The 17,797-nt window shown below is 73.6% G+C and carries 18 protein-coding genes; 8 read left to right on the top strand and 10 right to left on the bottom strand.

Features of this window, described 5'->3' with window-relative positions:
• Positions 1-40 precede the first annotated feature (40 nt).
• The gene (locus tag ACI3ET_RS03970; RefSeq protein ID WP_405031659.1) at positions 41-310 is read right to left on the bottom strand and encodes a WhiB family transcriptional regulator; all 270 of its coding nucleotides are present in this window, start codon (positions 308-310) and stop codon (positions 41-43) included.
• A gap of 155 nt (positions 311-465) precedes the next feature.
• Here ACI3ET_RS03970 and cofD point away from each other — a divergent pair, with 155 nt between their 5' ends.
• A complete protein-coding gene (gene cofD, locus ACI3ET_RS03965; RefSeq protein ID WP_405031658.1) occupies positions 466-1,461 on the top strand; it encodes a 2-phospho-L-lactate transferase in 996 nt (331 codons plus the stop codon).
• Positions 1,458-2,531, top strand: a complete 1,074-nt coding sequence (gene cofE, locus ACI3ET_RS03960; protein WP_405031657.1) for a coenzyme F420-0:L-glutamate ligase — start codon at positions 1,458-1,460, stop codon at positions 2,529-2,531. Before cofD ends, cofE begins: the two co-directional genes overlap by 4 nt.
• A gap of 3 nt (positions 2,532-2,534) precedes the next feature.
• On the opposite strand, the gene ACI3ET_RS03955 is transcribed toward cofE, so the two are convergent.
• Positions 2,535-3,515 (bottom strand): DNA-3-methyladenine glycosylase family protein, encoded by a 981-nt coding sequence (locus ACI3ET_RS03955; protein ID WP_405031656.1) that lies wholly within the window; start codon positions 3,513-3,515, stop codon positions 2,535-2,537.
• Between the two features lie 78 nt (positions 3,516-3,593).
• On the opposite strand from ACI3ET_RS03955, the gene ACI3ET_RS03950 reads away from it, so the two are divergent.
• The 3 genes from ACI3ET_RS03950 (at position 3,594) to ACI3ET_RS03940 (ending at position 5,871) form a co-directional block, all read left to right on the top strand.
• Positions 3,594-4,325, top strand: a complete 732-nt coding sequence (locus tag ACI3ET_RS03950) for a TIGR03089 family protein (RefSeq protein WP_405031655.1) — start codon at positions 3,594-3,596, stop codon at positions 4,323-4,325.
• A 63-nt stretch (positions 4,326-4,388) separates the two neighbouring features.
• Entirely contained in the window at positions 4,389-5,195 is an 807-nt protein-coding gene (locus ACI3ET_RS03945) for a CoA transferase subunit A (protein ID WP_405031654.1), read from the top strand.
• Position 5,196: 1 nt separating this feature from the next.
• The gene (locus ACI3ET_RS03940; protein ID WP_405031653.1) at positions 5,197-5,871 is read left to right on the top strand and encodes a CoA transferase subunit B; all 675 of its coding nucleotides are present in this window, start codon (positions 5,197-5,199) and stop codon (positions 5,869-5,871) included.
• A gap of 3 nt (positions 5,872-5,874) precedes the next feature.
• Here ACI3ET_RS03940 and ACI3ET_RS03935 read toward each other — a convergent pair whose 3' ends face one another.
• Positions 5,875-6,876 carry a glycosyltransferase family 2 protein gene (locus ACI3ET_RS03935; protein ID WP_405031652.1) on the bottom strand — a complete coding sequence of 334 codons (1,002 nt, stop codon included), beginning with the start codon at positions 6,874-6,876 and terminating at the stop codon, positions 5,875-5,877.
• A 90-nt stretch (positions 6,877-6,966) separates the two neighbouring features.
• Between ACI3ET_RS03935 and ACI3ET_RS03930 the strand changes: the two genes are divergently transcribed.
• Positions 6,967-8,151, top strand: a complete 1,185-nt coding sequence (locus ACI3ET_RS03930) for an LCP family protein (protein ID WP_405031651.1) — start codon at positions 6,967-6,969, stop codon at positions 8,149-8,151.
• A 40-nt stretch (positions 8,152-8,191) separates the two neighbouring features.
• Positions 8,192-9,790, top strand: coding sequence for a serine/threonine-protein kinase (locus ACI3ET_RS03925; protein WP_405031650.1), 1,599 nt, complete (start codon positions 8,192-8,194; stop codon positions 9,788-9,790).
• Positions 9,791-9,796: 6 nt separating this feature from the next.
• On the opposite strand, the gene ACI3ET_RS03920 is transcribed toward ACI3ET_RS03925, so the two are convergent.
• The 4 genes from ACI3ET_RS03920 to ACI3ET_RS03905 all read right to left on the bottom strand — a co-directional run bounded on the left by ACI3ET_RS03920 (position 9,797) and on the right by ACI3ET_RS03905 (position 13,963).
• Positions 9,797-10,855: a serine hydrolase domain-containing protein gene (locus tag ACI3ET_RS03920; RefSeq protein ID WP_405031649.1), complete on the bottom strand. Its 1,059-nt coding sequence runs from the start codon at positions 10,853-10,855 to the stop codon at positions 9,797-9,799.
• A 41-nt stretch (positions 10,856-10,896) separates the two neighbouring features.
• The gene (locus ACI3ET_RS03915; RefSeq protein WP_405031648.1) at positions 10,897-12,057 is read right to left on the bottom strand and encodes an acyl-CoA dehydrogenase family protein; all 1,161 of its coding nucleotides are present in this window, start codon (positions 12,055-12,057) and stop codon (positions 10,897-10,899) included.
• A 92-nt stretch (positions 12,058-12,149) separates the two neighbouring features.
• Positions 12,150-12,824, bottom strand: a complete 675-nt coding sequence (locus ACI3ET_RS03910; protein WP_405031647.1) for a response regulator — start codon at positions 12,822-12,824, stop codon at positions 12,150-12,152.
• Positions 12,821-13,963 carry a sensor histidine kinase gene (locus ACI3ET_RS03905; RefSeq protein WP_405031646.1) on the bottom strand — a complete coding sequence of 381 codons (1,143 nt, stop codon included), beginning with the start codon at positions 13,961-13,963 and terminating at the stop codon, positions 12,821-12,823. The genes ACI3ET_RS03910 and ACI3ET_RS03905 overlap by 4 nt, the downstream gene beginning before the upstream one ends.
• A 182-nt stretch (positions 13,964-14,145) precedes the next feature.
• Between ACI3ET_RS03905 and ACI3ET_RS03900 the strand changes: the two genes are divergently transcribed.
• Positions 14,146-14,856, top strand: a complete 711-nt coding sequence (locus ACI3ET_RS03900) for a hypothetical protein (RefSeq protein WP_405031645.1) — start codon at positions 14,146-14,148, stop codon at positions 14,854-14,856.
• Here the strand turns inward: ACI3ET_RS03900 and ACI3ET_RS03895 are convergent.
• The 3 genes from ACI3ET_RS03895 to ACI3ET_RS03885 all read right to left on the bottom strand — a co-directional run bounded on the left by ACI3ET_RS03895 (position 14,778) and on the right by ACI3ET_RS03885 (position 17,786).
• A complete protein-coding gene (locus ACI3ET_RS03895; protein ID WP_405031644.1) occupies positions 14,778-15,797 on the bottom strand; it encodes an LLM class F420-dependent oxidoreductase in 1,020 nt (339 codons plus the stop codon). The two genes, ACI3ET_RS03900 and ACI3ET_RS03895, sit on opposite strands and share 79 nt — an antisense overlap.
• Before the next feature lie 253 nt (positions 15,798-16,050).
• Complete coding sequence (purE, locus tag ACI3ET_RS03890; RefSeq protein ID WP_405031643.1) at positions 16,051-16,578, bottom strand: 5-(carboxyamino)imidazole ribonucleotide mutase; 528 nt, start codon at positions 16,576-16,578, stop codon at positions 16,051-16,053.
• Positions 16,575-17,786 carry a 5-(carboxyamino)imidazole ribonucleotide synthase gene (locus ACI3ET_RS03885; RefSeq protein WP_405031642.1) on the bottom strand — a complete coding sequence of 404 codons (1,212 nt, stop codon included), beginning with the start codon at positions 17,784-17,786 and terminating at the stop codon, positions 16,575-16,577. Before ACI3ET_RS03885 ends, purE begins: the two co-directional genes overlap by 4 nt.
• Positions 17,787-17,797 lie beyond the last annotated feature (11 nt).

Raw genomic sequence — 17,797 nt, 5'->3', positions numbered from 1 at the left:
GCGGTCGGGGGCGCGGTCGGCAGGGACGGGGCCCGCCCGCTCAGACAGCGCGCTTCTTCAGCTTGCGGCGCTCGCGCTCGGAGAGGCCTCCCCAGATCCCGAAGCGCTCGTCGTTGGACAGGGCGTACTCCAGGCACTCCGAGCGCACCTCGCAGCCCACGCACACCTTCTTGGCATCGCGCGTGGAGCCGCCCTTCTCGGGGAAGAAGGCCTCCGGATCCGTCTGCGCGCACAGGGCACGCTCCTGCCAGGAGGCCTCCTCGACCTCGTCCACGCTGTTCAGCAACGACATGAGTTCTCGCTCGTGCATGGCTCCTCCTCGACCTTTCGCCTACACGTCCTGCCGCAGATCCGGAGCCGGGCTGCCACCCGACGTGACGATCACGACACCTGAATTACACGCGTGTCATCCCGCTTCGTCAACCCCAGATCTGCTAAAAGCCTCTGACCTCCCACAATGGGGGCATGCAGATCACCGCACTGTCCGGCGGCGTCGGCGGCGCCCGCTTCCTGCGGGGGCTTCTCCGCGCTCTCGACACCCACCGCGGGTCCCCCACCGACGACGAGGTCACCGTCACGGTGATCGGCAACACGGGGGACGACATCACGCTCTTCGGGCTGCGGGTGTGCCCCGACCTCGACTCGGTCCTCTACACCCTCGGCGGCGGCGTGGACGAGGACCAGGGCTGGGGACGGGACGGCGACACCCGCGCGGTGATGGAGGAGCTCGCCGCCCTCGGGGTCCAGCCGCAGTGGTTCGGCCTCGGGGACCGCGACCTGGGCACCCACGTCGCCCGCAGTCTCTGGCTGGGGCAGGGCGCGACCCTCTCGGAGGTGACCGCGCGGCTGGCCGCCCGGTGGGGCCTTCCCGAGCAGGGCGTGCGGCTGCTCCCGGTCACCGACGCCCCCATCGAGACACACGTGGTCGTCGACGACGGCGACGGCGACGGCGAGCGGGCCGTGCACTTCCAGGAGTGGTGGGTCCGGCTCGGGGCCGCCGTCGAGGCCCGCCGCTTCACGGTCGCCGGGCTGCAGTCTGCCGTCCCCGCCCCCGGTGTCCTCGAGGCGATCCGGGCCGCGGACGTCGTCCTCCTGCCGCCCAGCAACCCGGTGGTCTCGATCGGCATCGTCCTGGGCGTGCCCGGTGTGCGGGACGCCCTGCGCGGCACCCGGGCCCCCGTGGTGGGCGTGAGCCCCCTCATCGGCGGCCGCCCGGTGCGGGGCCACGCCGACGCCTGCCTGGCGCCGCTGGGTGTCGAGGTCTCCGCGGCGGGCGTCGCGGGCCTCTACGCCGACTTCCTCGACGGCTGGTTGGTGGACGAGGCGGACGTCGGCGCCGCCTACCCCTCGAGCACCACGGTCCGGGGCCTCGACCTGCTCATGCGCGACGTCGACGGCGCCGCGCGGATCGCCCGCGCAGCGCTCGACCTGGGCCTGGAGCTCGCCGGGGACCGCCCGTGAGCGACGCGGATCCTGGTGTACTGCAGCTGATCCCCCTGACCGGTGTCCCGGAGGTCCGCGAGGGCGCCGACCTGGCCGCCCTCCTGACCGCAGCCCTCGTGCCGCACGGCGGGCTGGCCGACGGTGACGTCCTCGTCGTCTCGAGCAAGGTCGTGTCCAAGGCGCTGGGGCTGCGCGAGGCCCCGGGCGCCGCCGACCCCGGCACGACCGGCGACCGGGAGGACGCCGTGCTCCGCCACAGCGTCCGCGTCGTCGCCGAGCGGCGCACGCCGCGCGGCACCACCCGCATCGTCGAGGCCGTCGCCGGACCCGTGATGGCGGCCGCCGGCATCGACGCCTCGAACACCGGCCCCGACGGCGGGATCCTGCTCCTGCCGCCCGACCCCGACCTCGCCGCGCTCCACCTGCACACCGCCCTGACGGCCCTGCTCCCGCACCGGCCGCGCTTCGGCGTGCTGCTGAGCGACACCGCCGGACGGCCGTGGCGGGACGGGCAGACGGACCTTGCGCTGGGCGCCCACGGCGTCCGCGTGCTCGACGACCTGCGCGGCGGCACCGACGCCGACGGCCGCCACCTGGCCGTCACCGCGCGCGCCGTCGGTGACGAGCTCGCCGCGGCCGCGGACCTCGTCAAGGGCAAGCAGGACGCCGTGCCCGCCGCGCTGGTGCGCGGCAGGGCCGACCTGGTCCTCGAGGGTGGGCCCGGCGCACGGGCGCTCGTGCGGACAGGTCCGGGAGACTGGTTCGCGCTCGGTCACCGTGAGGCGGTCCGGGCAGCGCTCGGCGCGGCGCCCGCGACGGCCGCGGCCGTCGACGTCGGTGTCCCGTCGGTCGTCCCCGAGGACGCCTCGGAGCGGGGGCGGCGCGCGGTCCGGCTGGCCCTCCTGGGCCACCCCGGCGCGGAGGTGGCAGGCAGCCCCACCCGGGGGTATGCCGTCTCCGCGGCCGACCCGGTCCTGGCCGGTCGGGTGGCGGCCCGGCTGGAGGTCGCCCTCCACGGGGAGGACCTCGTCGCCGACGTCGCGGTGGACCGGCCGAGCGCGGTGGACCGACCGACAGCCCGGGGCTGAGCGCTACCGTCCGCGGACGGGCAGGTGGGAGCGCGGCGCCATCCGCGGCCCGCGGCGGGGCCGCACCGCGCCCGAGAGCTCGAGCAGCCGCTGCACCCGGTAGCGCTGCCCCGCGTAGGGCCGCAGCAGCTCGACCAGCCCCTGGTCGTCGACCGGCCGACCGGTCAGCGCCCAGCCGATGTTGGCGGCCACGTGGTAGTCGCCGAAGCTGACCGCGTCGGCGTCGCCCAGCGCCCGGTGCGCCGTCTCGGCGGCCGTCCACACGCCGACCCCCGGGACGCTGACCAGCCTGCGGCGGGCGGCGGCGAGGTCGAGGTCCGGCAGGTCCGCGAGCCGGTCGGCCAGCCGCGCCACGCGCACGACCGTGTCCGAGCGCTGCGGGCCGACCCCTGCCCGCAGCCACTCCCAGGACGGGACCTGGCGCAGCGCCCCGGCGGTCGGCGGGACCCGCAGCCCGATGGCCGCCCCGGGGCCGGGTGCAGGCTCGCCGAAGCGGCGCACGACCCGCCGCCACCCGGAGAACGCCTCCTGGCCGGTGACCTTCTGCTCGAGAACCGCAGGCACGAGCGCCTCGAGGACCAGCCCGGTCCGGGGCACCCGCCAGCCGGGGAACCTCCGGGCTGCCAGCGCGACCCCGGGGTGGTGCGCCACGAACCCGGCTGCTCCGGTGTCCTGCTCGCCCAGCATCGTCGGCAGGTGCTCCAGCACCCAGGCCGCGCCCGGGCCCCATGCCTCTGCCAGCACGAGGCCGTCGGCGCGGTGGGTGACGGTCCGCAGGGTCGTGGGGCCGTCGGGCGTACCGATCCCGCGCCACAGCGCGCCGCCGGTCACCTGCCAGGCCGGGTCGCCGTGCCCGCGGCGCAGCGGTCCCCAGACGGCGGGCACGTCGACGGCCCACGAGGGGCGCCAGACCCGTCGGAGCGGGCGGCGGAGCGGGGCGGGGCGGCCGAGCACGGGGGTGGGTCCGGCGTCGGTGGCTGTCACGGCGCACAACTGTGCCTCGTGGGCGGCCGCCGCGCAACACGTGGGCCCGGGGTGGCCGGCAGGGGTTAGCGTTGTCCCGTGCAGTTCCCAGCCCAGGTGCTCCTCGACGCCACCCGACGCGACGCCACCCGTCCCGCCCTGACCTTCTACGACGACACCCCGGAGGGCCACGGCGAGCGCATCGAGATCTCGCGCCGGGTCCTGCGGACCTGGGTGGCCAAGGCCGCCAACGCCCTCCAGGAGGGCCTGGACGTCGCGCCCGGCTCCGTGGTCCTGGTGCAGCTGCCGAGCCCGCACTGGCGGCTCGCCTACTGGGCCCTCGCCGTGTGGTCCGTCGGCGCCACCCTGACGGTCGACACCCAGGAGGGTGCCGACGTGCTCGTCACCACCGATCCCGACAGCGACCTCGCCGAGGACTGCGACGAGGTCGTGGCCGTGGCCCTGGCCGGCCTGGCCCGCGGCTTCGGCGACGAGCTGCGCTCCGGGGTGATGGACGAGGCCGCGGAGCTGTCCAGCTACGCCGACGAGTTCATCCCCTGGGACGACGTCGAGCCGGACGACACGGCCCTGGTGCACGGGGGGGAGCGCGTCGCCTACGCCGACCTGCTCGGCGACGTCGGCACGGTGCCGGACGGCGCGCGCACGCTGATCACCACCACCGACCCGGGGCTGCTGGTCCGCCAGGTGCTCCAGGTGCTGGCGGCCGACGGGTCGGCGGTGCTGGTGCGCGGGTCCGCCCCCGGCCCCCACGACGCCCGGCTCGACTCCGAGGGCGTGGTCCACCGCTGCCCCGAGCAGCTCCGCGCCTGACCTGCAGCACCACCTCGGCCACCACCTGCAGCAGCCCGGGCCCGCCCCGGTACCCTCACCGGCATGGACAAAGTAGTCGCTTCAGCAGCCGAGGCAGTCGCGGGTCTCACCGACGGCATGACCGTGGCGGTCGGCGGGTTCGGGCTCTCCGGCATCCCCACGGTGCTCATCACCGAGGTGCTCGCCCAGGGCATCACCGACCTGCAGGTCGTCTCCAACAACTGCGGCGTCGACGGCGCGGGCCTGGGCCTGCTGCTGGCCGAGCGTCGGATCCGCCGCGTCATCGCCTCCTACGTGGGCGAGAACCGCGAGTTCGCCCGCCAGTACCTCGCGGGCGAGCTGGAGGTCGAGCTGACCCCCCAGGGCACGCTGGCCGAGAAGATGCGTGCCGCCGGTGCCGGCATCCCGGCGTTCTTCACGCCCACGGGGGTGGGGTCCCAGGTGTCCGAGGGGGGTATGCCGTGGCTCTACGACGCGGAGGGGAACGTGATCAAGCAGTCCCAGCCCAAGGAGAAGCGGGAGTTCACCGTCCGCGGCCAGACGCGCGAGTACGTCCTCGAGGACTCGATCTTCGCTGACTTCGCCCTGGTGCGGGCCGCCAAGGGCGACCGGCACGGCAACCTGGTCTTCAACCGCTCGGCCCGCAACTTCAACCCCCTGTGCGCGATGGCGGCCGGGGTCGCGGTGGCCGAGGTCGAGGAGCTGGTCGAGCCCGGCGACCTGGACCCGGACGAGATCCACCTGCCCGGCATCTACGTCCAGCGGGTGCTCGCCCTCACCCCCGAGCAGGCCGCCGACAAGGACATCGAGAAGCACACCACCCGACCCCGCCCGGTCGACCCGTCCACCCAGCAGACCGAGGAGGCCTGAGATGGCACTGTCCCGCGAGGAGATGGCGGCCCGTGCCGCCCGCGAGCTCAAGGACGGCGACTACGTCAACCTGGGCATCGGCATGCCGACGCTCGTCCCGAACTACGTGCCCGACGACGTCGAGCTGGTGCTGCAGTCCGAGAACGGCATCCTCGGCGTCGGCCCCTACCCCTACGAGGGCGAGGAGCACCCGGACCTGATCAACGCCGGCAAGGAGACCGTCACGCTGCGCCCCGGAGCGTCGATCTTCGACTCCGCCACCAGCTTCGGGATGATCCGCGGTGGCAAGGTCGACGCCGCCATCCTCGGCGCGATGCAGGTCTCCGAGGCGGGTGACATCGCCAACTGGATGATCCCGGGCAAGATGGTCAAGGGGATGGGCGGGGCGATGGACCTCGTCATGGGTGCCAAGAAGGTCATCGTCCTGATGGACCACGTCGCCAAGGACGGCACCCACAAGATCGTCCGCGAGTGCGACCTGCCGATCACCGGGCTGAAGGTGGTGCAGCGCATCATCACCGACCTCGCTGTCATCGACGTCACGCCCGACGGTCTGGTCCTGCGCGAGCTGGCCCCCGGCGTCACGGTCGAGGAGGTCACCGAGAAGACCGGGGCGGAGCTGACGGTCGCCCTCGACGAGCCCACCCCCGAGCCGAGCTCCCCGCTGGGGGGCTGAGGCTCAGCGCGGACGACCCGTCGACCGTGGGGCGCTGGTTCCGAGGAGGAACCCGGCGCCCCACGTCATGTGCATGACGGCCATCACCGCCGGTGTCCGGAGCAGCACGGCCGCGCGCTCGTCGCGGGCGGCCCACGCCCCACCGGCGGTGACAGCCACGGCATACCCGAGCGGCAGCGCCCACAGGGGGCGCCACACCAGGCCGGCCACCGTGCCGGCCGCCACCAGCGCCACCGCGACCGGCGGGGCGAGGTAGCGCCGGTTGAGGGTGCCGGGGTGGCGGCGGACCACCTCACGCCGCCACTGCCCGGTCGTGAAGAACTGCCGGGTGAGCTCGCCCCAGGTCTCGCGCGGGCGGTAGGTCACGGTGAGCTCCGGGGTGAACCAGACGGTCCCGCCCGCCTCGCGGATGCGGTGGTTGAGCTCCCAGTCCTGGGCGCGCACGAACGCGGGGTCGTAGCCGCCGACGCGCCGCAGCCACTCCCGGCGGAAGACCCCGAGGTAGACGGTGTCGGCGGGACCCGGTCTGCCGCCCACGTGGAAGCGCGCGGACCCGATGCCCAGGGGCGAGCGCATCGCGACGGCGACCGCCTGCTGCAGGTCGCCGGTGCCCTCGGCGAGCATGATGCCGCCCACGTTCGCGGCGCCGGTCTCCTCCAGGATCTCCACCGCGCGCCGCACGTAGCCCACGCTCAGCGCGCCGTGCCCGTCCATGCGCACCACGACGTCGTGGCTCGTGGCGCCGATGGCGGCGTTGAGACCGTCCGGCGTGCGGCCGGACGGGTTGTCGACGACGACCACGCGCGGGTCCGCCGCAGCGAGCTCGTCGGCCACCTCGCGCGTGCGGTCCCGGCTCGGGGCGACCGCGACGACCACCTCCAGCCCACCCGGGTAGTCCTGGGCGAGCACCGAGCCCACCGCCTCGGGCAGGTGGTGCTCCTCGTTGAGGACAGGCATGACGACCGACACCGGCGGGTATGCCGTGGGCGCGCTGGGAGTGCTCACCCCGGTGAGGGTACCCGCGGGTCGGTGCCGAATCGCCGGGGGCGCTGCCGTCCAGCGGACGGACAGGTGCCTGACCTACTCTTGGTCCCCGTGCCGAACCCTGAGGACGACTGGACGCGCCCGATGCCCCGGACCCCGCGCCCACGGCGCGACCCCGAGGATCGGCACGAGGGTGACCGGCGCCAGGACGACCGGCGCCAGGACGACTGGTCCGAGGACGACTGGCGCCAGGACGAGACAGAGCGCATCCCTGCCCCGCGCAGCAGCGACCGGGGAGACCGGGGTGCACCACCGCCTCGACCGCCTCGTCGGCGACGCCCCGCCTACGGCTTCCGGCGGTTCCTGGCCCTCGTCGCCTTCCTCCTCATCGCCTACGTCGTCGCCATGGTGGTCGTCGTCGCGATGGTGTGGGGCAGCATCGACCAGGTCGACGCCGCCCCGGACGTCCCCGACCGTCCCGGCGGGTCGGCCGGCGAGACCTACCTGCTGGTGGGCACCGACAGTCGCGAGGGCCTGACCGCGGAGCAGCGGGGCGACTTCGGCACCGGCTCCACCGAGGGCTCCCGGACCGACACCGTCATGATGCTGCACGTCCCGACGATGGGCGATCCGACGCTGGTCAGCCTTCCGCGCGACAGCTACCTGCCGATCCGTGACCAGGGCACCAACAAGCTGAACGCCTCCTACTCCCTCGGCGGGCCCGAGCTGCTGGTCGACACCGTGGAGCAGGCGACGGGGCTGCGGATCGGCGGCTACCTGGAGATCGGGTTCGGCGGTTTCGTCGGCGTCGTCGACGAGGTCGGTGGCGTCGAGATGTGCCTCGAGGCCCCGATCCAGGACGAGAAGGCCCACCTCGACCTGCCGGCGGGCTGCCAGGAGCTGACCGGCACCGAGGCGCTGGGCTACGTGCGGATGCGCTACAGCGACCCGCGCGGCGACATCGGACGCGTCGAGCGGCAGCGGGAGTTCCTCGCCGCGCTGGTCCAGAAGATGGCCTCCCCGGCCATCGTGCTCAACCCCTGGAGCCTGCACCAGGTCGGCACCGCCACGGGCGGCGCGCTGGCGATCGGCGAGGACACCTCGATGCTCGAGGGCGCCCGCATCGCGCTGGCCATGCGCGCGGTCGCCAACGGCAACGGCAACTCGCTCACGGTGCCGGTCGCGGACATGAACTACCAGACCGACGTCGGCAGCGCCGTACTCTGGGACGAGGTGGGCGCCGAGGAGCTGTTCGCGGCGCTGCGCCGTGGTGACGCCGTGACGATCGCGCCCTGACGGTCGTGCCGACCCGACCCTGCACCGGGAGGTGACCCCCGTGACCGACGAACCGGATCCAGACCTGGGCACGACCAGGCAGACCCCCGCCGGCCAGGACCCCGAGGTCGTGGCCGGCCGCTACCGGATCCTGCGCACGCTCGGGCGCGGCGGTGGCGGCATCGTCTGGTTGGCGCAGGACGAGCACCTCGGCCGGGAGGTGGCCCTCAAGCGCGTCTCGGGCGAGGCCGACCCCGAGGTCCTGGTCACCCGTGGCCTGCGGGAGGCGCGCACCAGTGCCACGCTCGCGCACGACCACGTGGTGCGGGTCTACGACGCCTTCGTCACCGACGGCGCACCCTGGATCGTCATGGAGTACGTCCCCGGCCCCTCGCTCGCCGGCCTGCTCGAGGGCGGTGCCACCCTGCCCGTGAACCAGGTGGCCACCATCGGCGCCCAGATGGCGACCGCGCTGGCCGCGGCGCACGGCGCCGGGATCCTGCACCGCGACGTCAAGCCGGCCAACGTGCTGCTGACCGACGCCTCGGGCACCCACGCCAAGCTCACCGACTTCGGCATCGCCCGCGCCGAGGAGGACCACCAGCTGACCCGCACCGGCATGGTGTCCGGGACCGCCGCGTACTTCTCGCCCGAGGTCGCCAGCGGCGAGGACCCGTCTCCCGCGTCCGACGTGTGGGCCCTCGGGGCCACCCTCTACGCCGCGGTCGAGGGGCGCCGCCCCTACCCGGACGCCGGCAACGCCGTCGCCCAGCTGCACGCGATCGTGCGCGACCAGCCGCGGGCGCCCCGCCAGGCCGGTGCGCTCACCCCGGTGCTGGCGGGCATGCTGGCGCCGGACCCCGCCCGACGCTGGTCCGCCGACCAGGCTGCCCAGGCGCTTCGCGGCGTCGCCTCGGGCGGTCCCCCGGCGGACCGGGCCGGACAGGGTGCCGGTGCAACCGCAACCGCAGCCGCCGCCGGGGCCGCGCTGGGATCCGCGCCGTGGGGGACCGACGCTCCGCCCACGCAGGCCCACCGACCGGTGGACAGCACCCGGGAGGTTCCCGTCGTCGGACCCGCCCACGCTCCCGCGGAGCGGCAGGCCGCACCGCCCGCGCGTGCCGCCGTGCCAGCTGCCTCCCCGACGCGGCCTCCACGCCGCAGGCGCTCCGGAGGACGGACGCTCGGTGCCTGGTTGCTGGGGGTCCCGCTCGCGGCGCTCCTGGCCTGGCTCGTGTGGTCGCTCGCCAGCACCCTCGACGGACCCGGCTCGGTCGACGACCCCGGCGCCTCGACGTCGGCGCCTGCCGACACGGCCCCGTTGAGTGCTGAGGAGGCCGGACAGGTCGCCCGGTCGTTCTACCTCGTCCTGGCCACGGACGGGCTGGAGGCCGCGAGGGCGATGCTGGGGCCGGACGTGCCGGTCGACCCGGGGATCGCGGACGGGCTGACCAGGGTCGAGTACGACAAGGTGACCACTGCACCAGCGGCCGACGGCTCGGTCGCCGTCGGCATCACGGTCCGCTACTTCTACGGCGAGACCGTCTACGAGCAGCGCGAGGACCTCGTGCTCAGCCGGGCCGAGCCGGGCGCGGCCCCGATCATCGTCAGCCGGTCGACGAGCGAACCGGTGGTGACCGGGCCCGGCCACGACGACTGACCGGCCTCAGTCGAGGGCGCTGCCGACCAGCAGCCCCGCCAGGTCGGGCAGGCCGGGGACGGTGTCCTCGTCCACGTTGGCCAGCAGCACCACGGTCGTGTCGTCCTCGGGGCGCAGGCGCGAGAGCGCGAGGACGCCGGGGTCGCCGCCGTCCTTGCCGAACACCCCGTCCTCACGGATCTCCACCCCGTAGCCGGGGGCCCACCGCTCCCCCTCGGCGGCCCGCCTGGTGAGCACGTCCTGGGGCGCCGCGCCACGCCATACCCCTCCGCGCTGCACGGCACGGAGGAAGCGCTCGACGTCCTCGGCGGTGACGACCGCGCCACCGTCGCCCCCGCCGACCGGGTGGACGGAGTAGATGTTGGTCCTCCACGGTCCTCCGGGGACGAGCGGCGCCAGGTAGCCGGTCGCGACGTCAGGGTGGACCTCGTCGAAGGCGGGGTAGCCGCTCGCCGTCATGCCGGCGGGCCCCAGCACGCGCGTGGTGATCGCCTCCGTGAACGGCAGGCCCGACACCTGCGCCAGGAGGATGCCGAGCAGCACGTATCCGGCGTTGCTGTAGTGGTAGGCGGTGCCCGGCGGGCACACGGGCGGCAGGTCGGCGAAGAGCGGGAGGAGGGCGGCGTAGTCGCGGACGCGGTAGTTGGGCACCCGGTCCCAGATGTCGCCGTAGTCCTCGCGGTAGCCCGGGAGGTCCTCGTCCTCCTCGAAGTAGTCGGCGATGCCGGAGGTGTGCGCGAGCAGGTGGTGGACCGTGACCGCCGGGCTCAGGGTGGAGGGCCGCTTCTCCGGCGGCAGGACGTCCACGACGGCGTCGTGCACGCCCACCTCGCCCCGCCCGGCGGCGTCGAGGACGCCGACCGCGGTGAACATCTTGCTCAGCGAGGCCGTGGCGAAGCGGGTTCCGGGGTGCACGGGTATGCCGTTCGCCCGGTCCGCCATCCCGTGGCAGGACTCGAGGAGCACCTCCTCGCCCCTTGTCACGCGGAGGATCCCGGAGAAGCCCTGCTCGGCCTCGAGCCGGGCCGCCTCGTCGAGCAGCGCCTCCCAGCGGTGGTCCGTCATGGGACCAGCATGGGGGGCCGCGGCCCTCGGCCGCGAGGGGTTTACCCCTTGAGCAGCTGGCGCGCCATGACGATGCGCTGCACCTGGTTGGTGCCCTCGTAGATCTGGGTGATCTTGGCGTCCCGCATCATCCGCTCCACGGGGAAGTCCTTGGTGTAGCCGTAGCCGCCGAGCAGCTGGACGGCGTCCGTGGTGACCTCCATCGCCACGTCGGAGGCGAAGCACTTGGCCGCGGCGCCGAAGAACGGCAGGTCGGCGTCGCCGCGCTCGGACTTGGCTGCGGCGACGTACACCAGCTGGCGGGCGGCCTCCAGCTTCATCGCCATGTCCGCGAGCATGAACTGCACGCCCTGGAACTCGGCGATCGCCCTGCCGAACTGCTTGCGCTCCTGCACGTAGCCCAGCGAGAAGTCGAGCGCGCCCTGGGCGATGCCGATGGCCTGCGCGCCGATCGTGACCCGGGTGTGATCCAGGGTGCGCAGCGCGATCTTGAGCCCCTCGCCGCGCTCACCCACCATCCGGTCGCCGGGGATGACGCAGTTGTCGAAGTGCAGCTCGCGGGTGGGGCTGCCCTTGATCCCCATCTTCTTCTCCGGGGCGCCGAAGGTGAAGCCCTCGTCGGACTTCTCCACCACGAAGGCGGTCACGTTGCGCCCTCGTGGCCCGTCGGGCTCGGTGACGGCCATCACCGTGTAGTACTCGCTCACGCCGGCGTTGGTGATCCACGACTTCTGGCCGTTGAGCAGGAAGGTGCCGTCGGGCTGCTCGATCGCCTTGCACGTCATGCCCGCGGTGTCGGAGCCGGCACCGGCCTCGGACAGGCCGTAGGAGAACATCGCCTCACCGCGCGCGACCGGCGGCAGGTAGCGTCGCTTGATGTCCTCGTTGGCCGCGACGAGGATCGGCATCGTGCCCAGCTTGTTGACCGCCGGGATGAGCGAGGAGCTGGCGCAGACCCGGGCGACCTCCTCGATGACGATGCAGGTGGCGAGCGCGTCGGCACCCACGCCGTCGTACTCCTCGGGGATGTGGGGGGCATGGAAGTCCGTCGCCTGCAGGGCGTCCAGGGCCTCCTGCGGGAAGCGGCTCTCCTCGTCGACGGCCGCTGCGTGCGGGGCGATCTTGTCCTCGCACACCTGGCGCACGGCCTCGCGCAGGCCCTCGTGATCCTCGCTGATCCGGAACAGGTCGAAGTCGCTCATGGGGCGAAGACTACTCGGCGGTCGGCGGCGTCAACCACGCGGCTGACGCACGCGTCACCCGGCCCTGCGGTGCTGCTCCAGGCTCGCCCTGGTCAGTCGACCAGTCCGTTCTCGTAGGCCCAGATGACGGCCTGGACCCGTCCCCGCAGGCCCAGCTTCATCAGCACCCGGCTCACGTGCGTCTTGACGGTGGTCTCCGAGACGAACAGCTCCCGGGCGATCTCGGCGTTGGACAGACCCGCTGCCACCCGACCCAGCACCTCCAGCTCGCGCCCCGTCAGGGCCTCCGTCCGGGGGTCCGGGGAGCGCACCGCGACCGTCGGACGGTCCAGGAAGGCACGGATCATCCGCCGGGTGACCGAGGGGGCGAGCATCGACTCGCCGCTGTGCACCGCGCGGATCCCGGCCACCAGCCTCTCCGGCAGCACGTCCTTGAGCACGAACCCGCTCGCGCCGGCCTGCAGGGCGCCGTAGACGTAGTCGTCCATGTCGAACGTGGTCAGCATCACGATCTTGGCGGTGCAACGAGGGTCGGCGGTGATGCGACGGGTCGCCTCGATGCCGTCCATGCCGGGCATCCGCACGTCCATGAGCACGACGTCGGGCCGGAGCGCAGCAGCCTGCTCGACCGCCGACCCCCCGTCCTCCGCCTCGCCGACGACCACGACGTCGGGCTCGATCTCCAGGATCATCCGGAACCCGGTGCGGACCAGCGCCTGGTCGTCGACGACGAGGACCCGTATCGGTGTGCGCGCAGCCCCGGTCATGCCTGCTCCACCGGAAGGGAGGCGACCAGCTCGAAGCCACGCCCAGCACGGGCGCGCGCCTCGAGGGATCCGCCGTAGACAGCGACGCGCTCTCTCAGTCCGTGCAGGCCCGTGCCCGAGCTCACGTCGGACAGCCTGGTCGGGGGGGCCTCGCCGTCGTCGCGGACAGCGAGCTCGAGACGGTCCTGGCGACGGTCGATGCTCACCTCTGCCTCGTGCGCGTTGGTGGCGTGACGCAGCGCGTTGGTCAGGCCCTCCTGGACGACCCGGTAGGCGGTGAGGTCCAGCCCCGGGGGCAGCCCTGCGGGGTCGCCGGTCACGAGGACCCGCACCGGCAGACCGGCCGCCCGAACCTGGGCCGCCAGCCGTTCCACCTGCGACAGGCCGGGCGGCGGCTGCAGCCCCGCGGACTCTCCCTCCTCCCGCAGGACGCTGACCATGCGGCGCATCTCGACCAGCGCCTGCCGCCCGACCGCCTCCACGGACTCGAGGGCCTCCCGCTCGACGACCTGGGAGGGCTCCAGCCGACGGCGCACGGCGGACGCCTGCACCGTCATGACCGAGACGCTGTGACCGACCGCGTCGTGCAGCTCGCGGGCGATCCGGGTGCGTTCCTCGGCCACGGCCTGGGTCGCCCGCTGCGCCGCGTTGACGCGACGCTGCTCCACGTTGAGCCGTGTGGCACGGACCAGTGCTCCGAGCAGCCAGGCGATGAGCGTGGGCGTGAACCACACCATCGCGATCATCCGCTCGGGGCCGGAGGAGCTCATCGGGTCCAGGACGGCCCACGCGGCCACCACCACCAGCGCCAGGGCCAGAGCAGCCCAGGACCGTCGCCACGGCAGCTCGTGGGCGGCCGTGTAGGTGACGATCACCGGAGCCAGAGCCACCGCGTTGCCCTCGGGAGAGCCAACGGCCGCGAACTCGAGGACGCTGACCAGCACCATGGCTGCCAGGACGGCCAGGGGCCGCCAGCGCCGTCCGACGAGCAGGGCGGCGGTGACGGCGTACAGCAGCGACTGCACCCACAGCGGACCCTGCCGGTGCGTGGCACCCAGAGCGGTCCAGGCCTCGAGCTGGCCGAGCACCCCGACCACCAGGGCGAGCGCGACGTCGAAGGCCCAGTTCCTGCGGGTCACAGGACGACGCTACGCCCGCCGGACCAGCTGGGCGTCCTCCCGGAGGAGGACACGGCAACCCTCCCCAGGTCGACCCCGATCTCCTGCCTGCGCCGGACGACGTGACGCCGTGCCGGTTCCTACCGTGGATGAGACGGCCGTCACCAGGACGGAGCCGAGGAGCGACGGCGGAGGACCGACCCATGAACCTGACCAGCACCACCACCGCCCGGTGGATCAGCATCGCAGCGTGGACCATGGCGGTCGTGGCGACCGTCGGCGGACAGCTCCACGCGGTCGCCCGCGGCCTGTCCCACCCGGGCGACTGGGAGGAGGGCTCGCTCACGCGGGCCTGGGCCAGGCCGACCTCGGAGGCGCTGCGACCGCTCTTCGACTGGAGCGACCCCTGGACCGTCTACCTCACCTACGGCAAGCTGTGGACGCCGGTCTGCATCGCCTTCACCCTGGCGGCCGTCCTGGTCTTCCAGAGCCGTCGGCCGCACGGCCTGGAGAAGGCGCTGTGGAGGGTGACGCTCGTCGGCTACGCCGCGATGACGGTCTCGGTGATCGGCGACTACTTCACGCCGCAGTGGATGGACGTGCTGTTCCTGGTCGGCGTCGTGGCAATGTTCGTGATCGGGCTCAGCGGCATCGCCCTGGGCGTGGTCCTCCTGCGCTCCGGCTTCCGACCACGGACCACGGCCGTGCTCGTGCTGGCCTTCCTGCCAGGGGTGTTCCTCATCACCCAGGTCACCTCACTGGGCAGCGCGCTGCTGCCGCTCGCGTGGGGCTGGGCGCTCGCCGCCCACCACGTCGCGACGGGCCGGACGGCCGCTCAGCCGGCGAGCTCGGGGATGACCTCGTCCTCGAAGAGCTCGATGCCGGAGGTGTCGAACGCCGCCTCGGCGAAGTAGGTGATCGCGTACGTCATCCCCGCGCCCTCCAGCCCGCGCAGGGTCTGCACGATCTGCTCGGGGGTCCCGACCGTGGGCTGGGTGCGCAGGCTCTCGACCTGGTGCTGGGCCTTGTCCTCGCCCACGCCGGCCTTGAGGAACATGTCCTTGACGAAGGCGAGCCGCTCCTGCACCTCAGCCTCGTCGCGACCGATCACGACGTTGTAGTTGGCGCTGCGCACGATCGAGCCGAAGTCCCGGCCGACGTCCTCGCAGTGGCCGCGCAGGATCTCCGACTTGCGCGCGAAGCCCTCGGGTGCGCCGTCGAAGTTGGTGTAGTCGGCATACTCGGCGGCGATGCGCAGGGTCTTCTTCTCCCCGCCCCCCGCCACCCACATCGGGATGCCGTTGAGCTCGGACCCGGGGAACACGGTGCCCTGCAGCGGCCGGGGCCAGCACATCGCCCCGTCGACCTGGTAGTGCTCCCCGTCGAGGGTGGCCGACCCGGTGGTCCACATCTGGCGGAAGACGTCCACGCCCTCGCGGAGCCGGGCCAGCCGCTCCCCGGCCGTCGGGAAGCCGTAGCCGTAGGCGAGCCACTCGTGCTCGTACCAGCCCGCGCCGATACCCATCTCGACCCGCCCGCCGCTCACGACGTCGACGGTGGCGGCGACCTTGGCGAGGTAGGCGGGGTTGCGGTAGCTCATGCAGGTGCACATCTGCCCGAGCCGCACGCGGCCGGTGACCGCGGCGAAGGCGGACATGAGTGACCACGCTTCGTGGCAGGACTCCTCACTGGGCTCCGGCACGGTGTGGAAGTGGTCGTAGACCCACAGCGACTCCCACCCCTCCTCGGCGTCGACCCGCTGGGCGAGGTCCCTCATCACCCCCCACTGCTGCTGGGGAGCGATCCCGACGAGGTCCATCCGCCAGCCCTGGGGCACGAAGATTCCGAAGCGCATGGGCCCCAACCTAACCCTCGGGACCGCTCGATGCTCGGTGGGAGCCTCCGGCCGTCGCTGCCGGGTGGGTCACCGGGGAGCAGCCAGCGCCGCGATGGATGTGCACGGGTGTCGTGTCACATTCGTTGCCCTGGGAACTCTTGTGACACAACAGAACTGCACATCGACCTGGTCGCTCTCCTCGGAGGGCGGGAGGAGGTCACGCCGAAGGAGTGCGGCGGCCGGAGGATGAGCCCGGCGGGGAGCCCCGGGTTCAGGAAAGCCGCCGGTCGCGCAGCTTCTGGCCCTTGGCGTGCGCCTGGTCCCGCAGGTCCTCGGCGAACCGGGCCAGCTGGTCGCGCCAGGCGGCGGCCCGCTCCCCCTCGCCGGCGGCCAGCATCCGCACGGCCAGCAGACCGGCGTTGCGGGCGCCCCCGACGGAGACGGTGGCCACCGGGATGCCCGCCGGCATCTGCACGATGGACAGCAGGGAGTCCATGCCGTCGAGGTGCTTCAGCGGCACGGGCACGCCGACGACCGGCAGCACCGTCACCGAGGCCAGCATGCCGGGCAGGTGGGCGGCCCCTCCGGCGCCGGCGACGATCACGCGCAGCCCACGCTCCGCGGCCCCCTGCCCGTAGGCGATCATCTCGGTCGGCATCCGGTGGGCGGAGACGACGTCTGCCTCGTAGGGCACGCCGAACTCCTCGAGCACGTGCGCGGCGGCCTCCATCACGGGCCAGTCGCTGTCGCTGCCCATCACCAGGCCGACCAGCGGGATCGTCGGGCTCTCGGTGCTCATGCGGTCACCACTCCTTGCAGGTAGTCGGCGGCGTGGCGGGCGCGCTCGCGCAGGGCGGTCAGGGAGTCGGTGCCGCCCTCGGCGCCGAAGACGGTCACGTGCCCGAGCTTGCGCCCGGGACGCACGCCCTTGCCGTAGAGGTGGATCTTCAGACCGGGGTCGCGGGCCATCAGGTGCCGGAACGTCGGGTAGAGGTCGGGGTGCTCGCCGCCGAGCACGTTCGCCATCACCGTCCACGGCCCGCGCGCCGACGGGTCGCCGAGCGGCAGGTCGAGCACCGCCCTCAGGTGCTGCTCGAACTGGGAGGTCACGGACCCGTCGATGGTCCAGTGCCCGCTGTTGTGCGGCCGCATCGCCAGCTCGTTGACGAGGTATGACGTGTGCTGGGTCTGCGGGTCGCGCACCTCGAACATCTCGACGGCGAGGACGCCGGTGACGCCCAGCTCGCCGGCGATCCGCAGGGCACCCTCGGTCGCCGCGGCGGCCAGCCCCGCCTCCAGGTCCGGGGCCGGTGCCAGCACCTCGGTGTTGATCCCGCCGCTCTGGACCGTCTCGACCAGCGGCCAGGCCGCGGCCTGCCCGGACGGGCTCCGGGCCACGAGGGCGGCCAGCTCGCGGGTGAAGTCGACCGCCTCCTCCAGCAGGATCCCGTCCGCGAGGGTGCCCGGCTCCCCCACCGCCGACAGCCAGTCGTCGAGCTCGGCCGCGCTGCGGCACACCCGCACGCCCTTGCCGTCGTAGCCGCCGCGCGGCGTCTTCGCGACCAGCGGCCAGCCGACCTCCGCCCCGAACTCCTCGACCTCCGCGCGCGTGCGGGCCTGGGCCCAGCGGGGGCAGGGGATGCCCATCTCGGCGAGCCGGTGGCGCATCGCGAGCTTGTCCTGGGCGTAGACCAGCGCCGCCGGCGAGGGGTGCAGGACGACGCCGTCCGCCTCCAGCGCCGCCAGCACCTCGACGGGCACGTGCTCGTGGTCGAAGGTGACGACGTCGCAGTGCCGGGCGAACTCGCGCACGTCCTCGAGGTCGGTGTGCCGGCCGACGGGGCTGTGCGGCACGACGAGGGCGGCGCTCGCGTCCTCGGCCTCGGCCAGCACGGAGAGCGTCAGCGACAGGGCGACGGCGGGCGGCTGGCACATGCGGGCGAGCTGGCCGCCGCCGACGATGCCGACGACGGGGAAGCCGCCCTCGGCGCGCAGGGGCGGGGGCACGGGCGAAGGAT

Origin of the sequence: Ornithinimicrobium jinqii, assembly GCF_045032595.1 — a bacterium.
GTDB lineage: Bacteria > Actinomycetota > Actinomycetes > Actinomycetales > Dermatophilaceae > Ornithinicoccus.
This window is presented reverse-complemented; position numbering and strand designations above follow the sequence as displayed.